This is a genomic window from Streptomyces sp. YS-3, from assembly GCF_045257485.1.
Classification (GTDB): Bacteria; Actinomycetota; Actinomycetes; order Streptomycetales; family Streptomycetaceae; genus Streptomyces.
In genome coordinates this window covers 1-8106 of sequence record NZ_JBJHPC010000336.1, presented here as the reverse complement: position 1 = coordinate 8106, position 8106 = coordinate 1, and the positions used below count along the sequence as shown (strand labels likewise).

General features: G+C 66.3%; 10 protein-coding genes. 2 read left to right on the top strand and 8 right to left on the bottom strand.

What is annotated here, in order from left to right:
- Window positions 1–230: 230 nt before the first annotated feature.
- From ACJA3G_RS24105 to ACJA3G_RS24095, 3 genes are read right to left on the bottom strand one after another with little or no spacing between them, the layout of a single operon-like run.
- Window positions 231–533: a hypothetical protein gene (locus tag ACJA3G_RS24105; protein WP_406555124.1), complete on the bottom strand. Its 303-nt coding sequence runs from the start codon at window positions 531–533 to the stop codon at window positions 231–233.
- Window positions 534–586: 53 nt separating this feature from the next.
- Window positions 587–805: a DUF397 domain-containing protein gene (locus ACJA3G_RS24100; RefSeq protein WP_406555123.1), complete on the bottom strand. Its 219-nt coding sequence runs from the start codon at window positions 803–805 to the stop codon at window positions 587–589.
- Complete coding sequence (locus ACJA3G_RS24095; protein WP_406555122.1) at window positions 802–1650, bottom strand: helix-turn-helix domain-containing protein; 849 nt, start codon at window positions 1648–1650, stop codon at window positions 802–804. The genes ACJA3G_RS24100 and ACJA3G_RS24095 overlap by 4 nt, the downstream gene beginning before the upstream one ends.
- Window positions 1651–1867: 217 nt before the next feature.
- On the opposite strand from ACJA3G_RS24095, the gene ACJA3G_RS24090 reads away from it, so the two are divergent.
- Window positions 1868–2473 (top strand): ATP-binding protein, encoded by a 606-nt coding sequence (locus ACJA3G_RS24090; protein WP_406555121.1) that lies wholly within the window; start codon window positions 1868–1870, stop codon window positions 2471–2473.
- A gap of 22 nt (window positions 2474–2495) precedes the next feature.
- Here the strand turns inward: ACJA3G_RS24090 and ACJA3G_RS24085 are convergent, their stop codons facing one another.
- Window positions 2496–3251, bottom strand: coding sequence for an HNH endonuclease (locus ACJA3G_RS24085; RefSeq protein WP_406555120.1), 756 nt, complete (start codon window positions 3249–3251; stop codon window positions 2496–2498).
- Between the two features lie 177 nt (window positions 3252–3428).
- Between ACJA3G_RS24085 and ACJA3G_RS24080 the strand changes: the two genes are divergently transcribed.
- Window positions 3429–4481, top strand: a complete 1053-nt coding sequence (locus ACJA3G_RS24080; RefSeq protein WP_406555119.1) for a DNA cytosine methyltransferase — start codon at window positions 3429–3431, stop codon at window positions 4479–4481.
- Here the strand turns inward: ACJA3G_RS24080 and ACJA3G_RS24075 are convergent.
- The 4 genes from ACJA3G_RS24075 to ACJA3G_RS24060 all read right to left on the bottom strand — a co-directional run bounded on the left by ACJA3G_RS24075 (window position 4478) and on the right by ACJA3G_RS24060 (window position 7871).
- Window positions 4478–4933, bottom strand: coding sequence for a very short patch repair endonuclease (locus ACJA3G_RS24075; protein WP_406555118.1), 456 nt, complete (start codon window positions 4931–4933; stop codon window positions 4478–4480). The genes ACJA3G_RS24080 and ACJA3G_RS24075 overlap by 4 nt on opposite strands.
- A complete protein-coding gene (locus ACJA3G_RS24070; protein ID WP_406555125.1) occupies window positions 4930–5463 on the bottom strand; it encodes an HNH endonuclease signature motif containing protein in 534 nt (177 codons plus the stop codon). The genes ACJA3G_RS24075 and ACJA3G_RS24070 overlap by 4 nt, the downstream gene beginning before the upstream one ends.
- A gap of 340 nt (window positions 5464–5803) precedes the next feature.
- Window positions 5804–6781, bottom strand: coding sequence for a NaeI family type II restriction endonuclease (locus tag ACJA3G_RS24065; protein WP_406555117.1), 978 nt, complete (start codon window positions 6779–6781; stop codon window positions 5804–5806).
- Between the two features lie 67 nt (window positions 6782–6848).
- Window positions 6849–7871, bottom strand: a complete 1023-nt coding sequence (locus tag ACJA3G_RS24060) for a tetratricopeptide repeat protein (protein WP_406555116.1) — start codon at window positions 7869–7871, stop codon at window positions 6849–6851.
- Between the last annotated feature and the right edge of the window lie 235 nt (window positions 7872–8106).

Here is an 8106-nt window from a genome sequence, read left to right as displayed (position 1 = left end):
GGGGGTAGGGGGGTAGGGGTTTTCGCGGCGAGGCGAAGGTGCCCGGGCCCTTCCCCGTGGCTCGGCTCCCCCTGCCGGGCGCGTGACCGCAGTCCTGTCCCTGCTCTGCGTGGCCACGCGCCCGAGGGGTCCATCCTGCGGGGAGTCGCAGTGTGCACCTTTACGTACGTACGAGTCGTCCGGGGCGTTCAGACGGTTCCCGGATGCGGCGGGACATTTTCCCGGCGTCGCTATCCGGCCTTGCGGGTGACGGCCCAGGAGGCCGCGGCGACCCCACCGGCCACGGCGAACACGGACGGCCAGGCGCCGACCTTCTTGGCGAGCGGGTGCGACCCGGCGAACGCGGCGACGTAGGCCGTGGTGAGCCCGACGGCGGCCTTGGTCCCGGCGGCCTGCTTCCACTCCCGCGCGGCGAGGGCCCCGGCGGCGGCGAGCGCCACCCCACCGAGGGGCCGCTTCTTGGTCCACCGAGCGGTGGCATACCCACCCACGAGCCCACCCGCGGCTATAGCTGCTGCCGGAACCTTGGCCATGCTGTGCCTCCTGCGCCTCTGTGGTCTGTCCCCTCCGAGGCTAATGGCCGGCTTCAGACCCCGGGCAGCCGGTCCTGCCGGATGGCGACGGTGAAGGCGTGCCAGGCGGGGGCGGCGAACCGGAGGTGTGGGCCCGCGGGCCTTTTGGAGTCACGTATTCCTGTGCCGGAGGCCAGGAAGGCTGCCTCCACGCACTCGGTCTCGTTGCCACCGCTGTAGGACGACTTGAACCAGATGTGTTGAACAGGGGCGGGGACGTTCTCCGCTGTCACTGCAACTCCTCGCGTACACGCTCGATCAAGGCCGATGAGGCGGCCATGTCCAACGCTTGTGCGCGGAGGTAGTCGAACGCAAGTCTGTAGCGCGCTAGTTCCGCGTCCTTTTCCATGAACAGCGAGCCGACGTGAAGGTCTACGTAGACGACGTCCAGGGAGGGCTCCTGGCCCCCGATGATGACAAAACTGCCGAGTGCTGCCGTGTGTGCACCCTTGGCGAACGGCAGCACCTGGAGGGTGATGTGGCGGGAGGAGTTCGCTTCGAGCAGGTGGCTCAGCTGTTCACGCATGACGCGGGGAGAGCCGACAACGCGCCGGACGACGGACTCGTCGAGGATGGCCCAGAGATGAGGCGGCTCCGGCCGGCTCAGGATCTCCTGGCGCTTCATCCGGATGTCCACTAGCCGTTCGATGTCTTCGGGTGCGCGGCGCAGTTCGTTGGCGTGCTGAATCGCGCTGGTGTAGGCGCGGGTCTGGAGAAGCCCTGGCACGTACACGCAGGAGAAGTGGTCTTCCCGGACGGCTTCGTCCTCAAGGGTGAGCAGAAGGTTCATGGTCTCGGGGATCGAGTCCGCGAACGAGCTCCACCAGCCCTGTTGTCTAGCGTCCTTGGCCAGGCTGACGATGGCGGCATGCTCCGCTTCACTTGCGCCGTACGCGCGGCACAGGGCATCGACGACAATCCATCTCACCGGGCCGGACTGCGTCTCATACCGGCTGACGGTCGCCTTGGAGACCCCGACCAGCCTGCCGGACTCCTCCAGCGTCAGCCCCTTGCGGGCCCGCAGCTTCCGCAGCGTCGCTCCAAGCTGGCGACGGCGCGTGGTGGCCCTCTCGGACATACAGCTTCCTCCCCGTTCGCATGGGCTCCCTGCCCGCAGCCGCAATCAGGCTAGGCAGCAAGGAAGTTGATGTACCACCAGGTTCACTCGATAGATTCCCGTGAGAAGTTACATAGCGAGACTTCTTGCTGTCATTCTTGTAACCGGAACGCCACGCAGTGCAGCCGTACGGATGCGGCAGGCGCAGCGCTGCTCTGGCGCGGGAGGGAGTCTCGCCATGTCCAGCCATGAAGCCGTCCAGTTCTCGCTCCGCTGTGTCCTGCCGTTTGAGGCCGCCTCGTCGGAGCTGTGCGTACTCAGGAGAGGTGTGCGGACTCAGCTGAGGCTGTGGGGGCTCGCCGCCGTGCTCGATGAGGTCCAGCTTGTGGTTACGGAGCTGGCCACCAACGTCGTCAAGCATGTAGGCGAAGGTTCCCCCGCGACGCTCGTCCTTGAGGCGGTGGGCGACCGGTTGCGTATCGAGCTCCATGACAAGAGCCATGCAGTGCCGGCGCAGACGTCGGCAGCCTGTGATGCTGAGTGCGGTCGCGGTCTGCACCTGCTGGCGTCGACGGCCGTGGACTGGGGGACAGTCCTCACGGCCGCCGGTAAGTCGGTCTGGTGTGAACTCGCACTGGACCTCGCGCCCCACTCCCGCCGGGTCCAGAGGGCCGTGGCCCTGCTGGAGCAGTACCGGCGGCCGGCGGCCCGCAGCGGGGCGGCGCTTGAGGAAGCGGCGACTGACCTCATCACGGACGTGCTGCACTGGCTGACCGCACAGGGGCGGGATCCCGACGACTTCCTGGACCGCGCGCAGATGCATTTCGAGGCCGAGGCGGCCTGATGTCTGCACAGCCGGCGGAAGGCTACTCGGTGCTCTCCTGTCCCGCCGCTTTCGCGATTTCCGCCCGTACGACATCGGGGGTGCGCCATGATGCGCCGCGATGGCTCGTGTGGCACATGCGGTGGCAGTTGGAACACAGGAACGCCAGATCCTCTAGACGTGTCTCGCGAGGACCCGAGATGTGGAGAGGCAGGGTGTGGTGCACCTCGATGTAGCCCTTGCCGAGCGCCCCGTACGCCCGCTCGAAGTGGAAGCCGCAGACTTCGCACTGCAAGGGCTGGCCGAGCCGCTGGGCCTGGGCGATCTTGCGCTGGCGGAGCTTGGGGCTCCGCTCCCGGTAGATGGCCCAGCGAGCCAGGAGACGGCCTTCGGCGGCCGTAGTGCCGTCCTCGGCGACCTCGCCTGGCTGCTCCGGGATGCGGACCAGCGCGCCGGAGCCGATTCCCTCTTCGATGCCCTGAGACGCTTCGAGCATGTCTGCCTCATGCTCGATGAAGGCCCGGATGATCTCCTTGTCGAGCCTCCCGCCTTTGGTGCGCTTGCCTGCGTACTCAGGGTGATTGGTGGCCAGGTCGGTCGTCTTACGGCTCACGCTGCCCACCGAGCGGTACTCGGAAAGCTCGTTGGCCACCCCTTCATGCAGGGGAAGGGAGCGCAGGAGGTCCGACAGCTCCTGTACGGCGGGGTCTCCTTCCCGGAGTTCGCGCCAGCCGTTCTTCACGACGAGCGCGCAGGCCAATACCAGCTCATCCCGGGTCCACGCAGGGCTACGAAGCATGAGCCATATCGTATGAGTGTTCGGTGGAGCGGGGGGCGTGTGCAGAGAACGGAGTGGCGTGCGGCAAAATTGGTGCAGTCCCGTTGTCAGTGGGTCTGTTTGTCAGTGGGGTCTGTCACCCTCTGTGATGGCAGGTCACGTGGAGTGGCCGCCGTCGTTTGATCGGAAGGAGGGGGCATGATCCGCACCAATGATCTCAAGTACAAGTCCGTGGAGATCTGTGCAGGCGCCGGAGGTCAGGCCGTTGGTCTGCATCATGCAGGCTTCAGGCACGTCGCTCTGATCGAGATCGACAAGGACGCGTGCAGCACGCTGAAGGCCAACACCAGCGAGGACCCCGAGTGGGCCGGCTGCAAGGTCATCCACCAAGATCTGAAGAAGTTCGACCCCAGTGAGCTCGGTCTGGAGCCCGGAGAGCTTGACCTGCTGGCCGGCGGCGTCCCGTGCCCTCCTTTCTCGGCAGCGGGCAAGCAGCTCGGCCGGGATGACGAGCGTGATCTCTTCCCGACGATGCTTGACCTCGTCGAGCAGCTCGCCCCCAAAGCCGTGATGATCGAAAACGTACGTGGTCTGGTAGACCAGAAGTTCGCCAGCTATCGCGACGAGATCATCAAGCAGCTGGAGACCCTGGGCTACGAACAGTGCTACTGGGAGGTGCTGGAGGCCAAGAAGTACGGTGTCCCCCAGTTGCGTCCCCGGGCCATCCTCGTGGCGATGAAGCCGCAGTACGCCCGGTACTTCGAGCACACGAAGCCCGAGCCGCGCCCGGAGCTCTCGGTAGGGGAGGCACTGCACGACACCATGCGAGCCCGGTTCGACGCGGTAGCTGACGACCCCAGAGCCGAGAATGCGTTCAAGAACTGGTACGAGAAGGCGCAGGAGGGTGTTGCGCCGACCCTCGTGGGCGGCTCCAAGAAGCACGGCGGTGCCGATCTCGGCCCTACCCGCGCAAAGCGGGCCTGGGCTGACTTGGGCGTATGCGGCCTGGGTGTTGCGAATAACCCCGAAGAACTCAAGGACAAGGAGCGGGACCTCTTTGCCAAGGCGGGCCCCAAGCTCACCGTGACGCAGGCCGCCCTCATCCAGGGGTTTCCCGCCGACTGGAAGTTCACTGGCAAGAAGACGGCTGCTTACCGTCAGGTCGGAAATGCGTTTCCTCCGCCAGTAGCGCAGGCCGTGGGGGAGCAGATCTATGCAGCGTTTGAAGCTGCGGAGATGAACGGCATTTAGACGGACTTGCCTTCCGCCCTGAGACGGCTCACCGTCGCGGCAATCCTGAGTGCACAGTCCTCTGCTGATTCGTGCTCCCAGAACCGAAGGACGGTCCAGCCTGCTTCCTTGAGCTGTCGGTCGGTGTCCCGGTCACGCGCCATGTTCCGGGCTACCTTGTCCGACCAATAGCCCGGGTTGGTCTTCGGGGGCACATAGTGCTCGGGGCACCCATGCCAGTAGCAGCCGTCGACGAACACGGCCAGTTTCGCTGGGCGGAAGACCACGTCCGCGGTTCGGCGGAGGCCGGGTAGCGGCTTGGCCGCTACCCGGTAGCGCAGCCCCCTGGCGTGCAGAAGGCTGCGGATCAGCCGTTCCGGCTTGGTGTCGCGGCTGCGGATGGCCTGCATGTTGCGGCGACGGGCTTCTGAAGACGCCCAGGAGCCTTCCGGGGGAGTCCAGTCCTGGCTCATTCTGGCTGGTGCTTACTCTGCTTACGCTTGGCGGCTGCGGCAATCGGCCCTTTGGGCCAGGGCTCCCAGTGCGTCAGGCGGTACTCGGAGATGGAGCGCCCGCCTCTGGGGCGAATGACGCGGTTTTCGTACGTCCAGCCGAGGTTCCGCAATTCGCGGAGCCGACGCTGCCAGTCATCCTGGTACTGATGCATCGAAGCCACTACGCCGATGAGCTCAGCGGGCACCCACTGTCCGTCCAGGGCTTTCAGGAGCTCGCCGATCCTGCCATGGGGTTCGTCTTGCTGCACCGCCGCACGGATTTGTTCAGCGTACGGGTCGTACGTTGCGTAGAAGTCTCTCTTTTCTGCGTTGCACTGTTCGCACAGTGGCTGCAGGTTTTCCAGCTCGTTGTTACCGCCCCATGCCACAGGGATTTTGTGATCCACGACTAGTTTCACGCCGTCGTCCAGGGGTGTATCTCCGCACTGGGCGCATCGTTGAGGTGCGAGAACCCGGGCCCTGATGGGTCCCTTTATGTTCTGGCGCATCCCGTCGGCGGGTACAGGCTTCCAGCCCCTCAGCTCGTACCGGTGCAGCCGTCCGTCGCGGTACCGATGGACGATGAAACAGTCCCGGAGCGAGCGGAGCCGCCGCATAGCTTCCGACTGCGACTCGCCGAACTGGCTGGCGATGAAAGAGTGGATCTCTTCGGTGGTCGGCGGTGAGTCCCGCCGCACGTAGAGAAACCCGTACAGTCTGCGGACGCTCTCTAGGGGGAGCAGTGCACAGATTTCCGGGGAGTTCGGTTCTGGTAGCGGGCGTTCGGTAGTCACAGACATGATCAGCTCTGGGGGGTCATCTGGTACGGGCTGCGGCGCGTGCTCAACGTCAAGCCTGTTCGTTAATCGTATGCTTCGGCAGGAATGGAGCGGTTTCCACGGGGTCATTGGCATCGGCCAGAACCCATGCCCGGCCGTCGAGTGTCACGGAGGGCCGGCCCTCATGGTGAGGCCGGGCTGAGACCACGCGAAAGCTGACCAATTCCCCGTGCTGAGGGACCTGGGCCCCCAGGGTTCTGGCGATGGCCTGGTGGCTGCTGTAGTGGCCGGGGATAAGGATGCCTTCCTCCCGGAGGACCGTACGGGCACGGCCCTTGGCTTCCCGCACCCGCGCCATGTAGTCGCTCTGCTGGGCGACGGTCCGTACGACTCCACGCCCGATCCTCCGGTTCAGGACCCGCCGAAAGAGCTCGTTGACGCGCTGCTGCCCGGAGGGAGAGGAGAGGATTGCCTTCCGGACAGCGGGGTCCAGATGCAGCAGTACATTCTCCGGAAGCTCTGCCTCATGCCACAACCAGAGGATCTTGTTGCGGTGTTCGGCCTTCACTGTCAGCTTCAGATCCCGGTTGTTGCCCTTGTTGAGCCACTCCGGGGCTATCCGGAGCAGGCCGGCGCTCCAGCGGCTCTTGTAGTCGTCCGCCCAGACCAGAAGACACAGATGTCCCATGGCCTCCGGTGGGATCATCCAGCCGCCGAAGGCCTGTGAGTACTTGCAGTCGACGTCAGTTCCTGCGATCCGGTAGTCCATGTCGATGCCGTCATCGAACTTGAACTCACGCTGGAGGTTAATCTCAACGACCGTTCCGGCGTGGGTCTTCTCGGTCTTGAAGAGTGTCTTCCAGTCGTACCGTCCCGTCGCCTCGCCGTTGAGCAACTGGTCAATGGTGTCCCGCAGCACAGCCGCAAAGCGCTGGCCTGTGGGATCTGACCGGCGCAGGCTCTCGTAGACCGCAGCCAGTGCTGGGTCCTCGTTGAGCGAGACCTGTGAGGGGATCTTGGTCGCGGCGCTCACGTCGAACGGAAGCAACGAGCTGTCCTCTTTCGGGAGTCGGCGTCAAGTCCGGTGAGACTACCGCGAGCCAGTAATCGGCTGGTCACGCCTCGGAGACCCCATGACACTCCCCATACCCCCRCCCAGACCCGCACCAGCAAACCTCTCCCCGCCGCGGCGGCCACGCCACCGCGCGGCCCSGGGCCGCCAGTGTCGTGGCGTACTGGGGGAGGAGGTCCGCGTTCGACGGGGATGAGGATTCCGAGGCCGCGAAGGCCTCGTAGGACGGGACCGTGCCCGTCACGATGCCCAGGTTCGCCGTGCCCGTCGCCGATAGTTCGCGCAACGACGCCTCGATGTCCAGGAGATGGGCGTCGTGGGTCGGGTACTCCGTCGCCAGGTCGGGGTAGGCCGCGAGGAGTTCGTCCAGCTCGGCGGCCGGCCAGTGCAGGACCGCCACCGGGAACGGGCGCGAGAGGGCCGCCCGGGCCGTTCCCAACTCCGTGCGCAGGCGGGCCAGTTCCGCCTTCAGCTCCGCCGGGTCGTCCGAGCCCAGCGACCACAGGCGCTTGGGGTCGTGGAGTTCGTCCAGGGTGATCTCGGCGCGGTGCAGACGGTCCGCCAGTTCGTCCCAGGCGTCGTGGTCCAGGGCGAGCAGACGGCGTACCCGGTGGCGGGCCGTCAGCAGGGACTGGGTGGGGTACGGGATGTCCGCCGCCGGGTCCTCGGCGGGGAGCAGGAGCGTGAGCGCCGTCGTCAGGGTCGCGTGCGCCGCGTCCAGCTCGTCGTGCGTCTCCAGCGTCTCCGCCACGATCTCCCACGCCGCCGGGTCCCGGGGCGATGAGGCGCGGACGCCCTCGATGATCGCCCGTGCCTCCGCCTCGTGGCCGTACTCCCAGAGGTTCGCCGCCTTGAAGGCCTTGATCAACGCCGGGTGCTCGGGGTCGGCGGCCAGCAGGCGGTCGTAGAGCGTCGTGGCCCGCTCGCGGTCGCCGGCCAGCTCCCAGTGCGCTGCGGCCTGGAGCAGGAGGGGCTCGTGGTCCTCGGGGTACTGCGCTGCGGTGCGCAGCAGACGCTCGGCTTCGGCGGTGTGATCCGTGTGATCGGCAGGAGTGTCGGGGCGCATGAGGAACACCGTACTGCTGTGCGGGGTCCAAGCGGAGGGGTGTTCCGGCCCTGGTGAGTTGACGGAGCAGCCCTTATGGTGCGCGCGTGCGCATACCCGTGGTGGTGCAGGGGCGCTCGCGATGGCGGGCCGCTCCGGTGCGCGCCGCCCGCCGGTTCGTACGCGGGGCGCGTGCGTCCTCGGCCCGTACCCGTTGGCGTGCCGTCCGACGGTACGTACGAGGATGGCGCCCCTC

Coding starts and splice junctions, on each gene's coding strand:
- ACJA3G_RS24085 (WP_406555120.1), bottom strand. CDS start 3,251: ATGCTTCGTAGCCCTGCGTGGACCCGGGATGAGCTGGTATTGGCCTGC.
- ACJA3G_RS24105 (WP_406555124.1), bottom strand. CDS start 533: ATGGCCAAGGTTCCGGCAGCAGCTATAGCCGCGGGTGGGCTCGTGGGT.
- ACJA3G_RS24070 (WP_406555125.1), bottom strand. CDS start 5,463: ATGCGCCAGAACATAAAGGGACCCATCAGGGCCCGGGTTCTCGCACCT.
- ACJA3G_RS24080 (WP_406555119.1), top strand. CDS start 3,429: ATGATCCGCACCAATGATCTCAAGTACAAGTCCGTGGAGATCTGTGCA.
- ACJA3G_RS24090 (WP_406555121.1), top strand. CDS start 1,868: ATGTCCAGCCATGAAGCCGTCCAGTTCTCGCTCCGCTGTGTCCTGCCG.
- ACJA3G_RS24095 (WP_406555122.1), bottom strand. CDS start 1,650: ATGTCCGAGAGGGCCACCACGCGCCGTCGCCAGCTTGGAGCGACGCTG.
- ACJA3G_RS24075 (WP_406555118.1), bottom strand. CDS start 4,933: ATGAGCCAGGACTGGACTCCCCCGGAAGGCTCCTGGGCGTCTTCAGAA.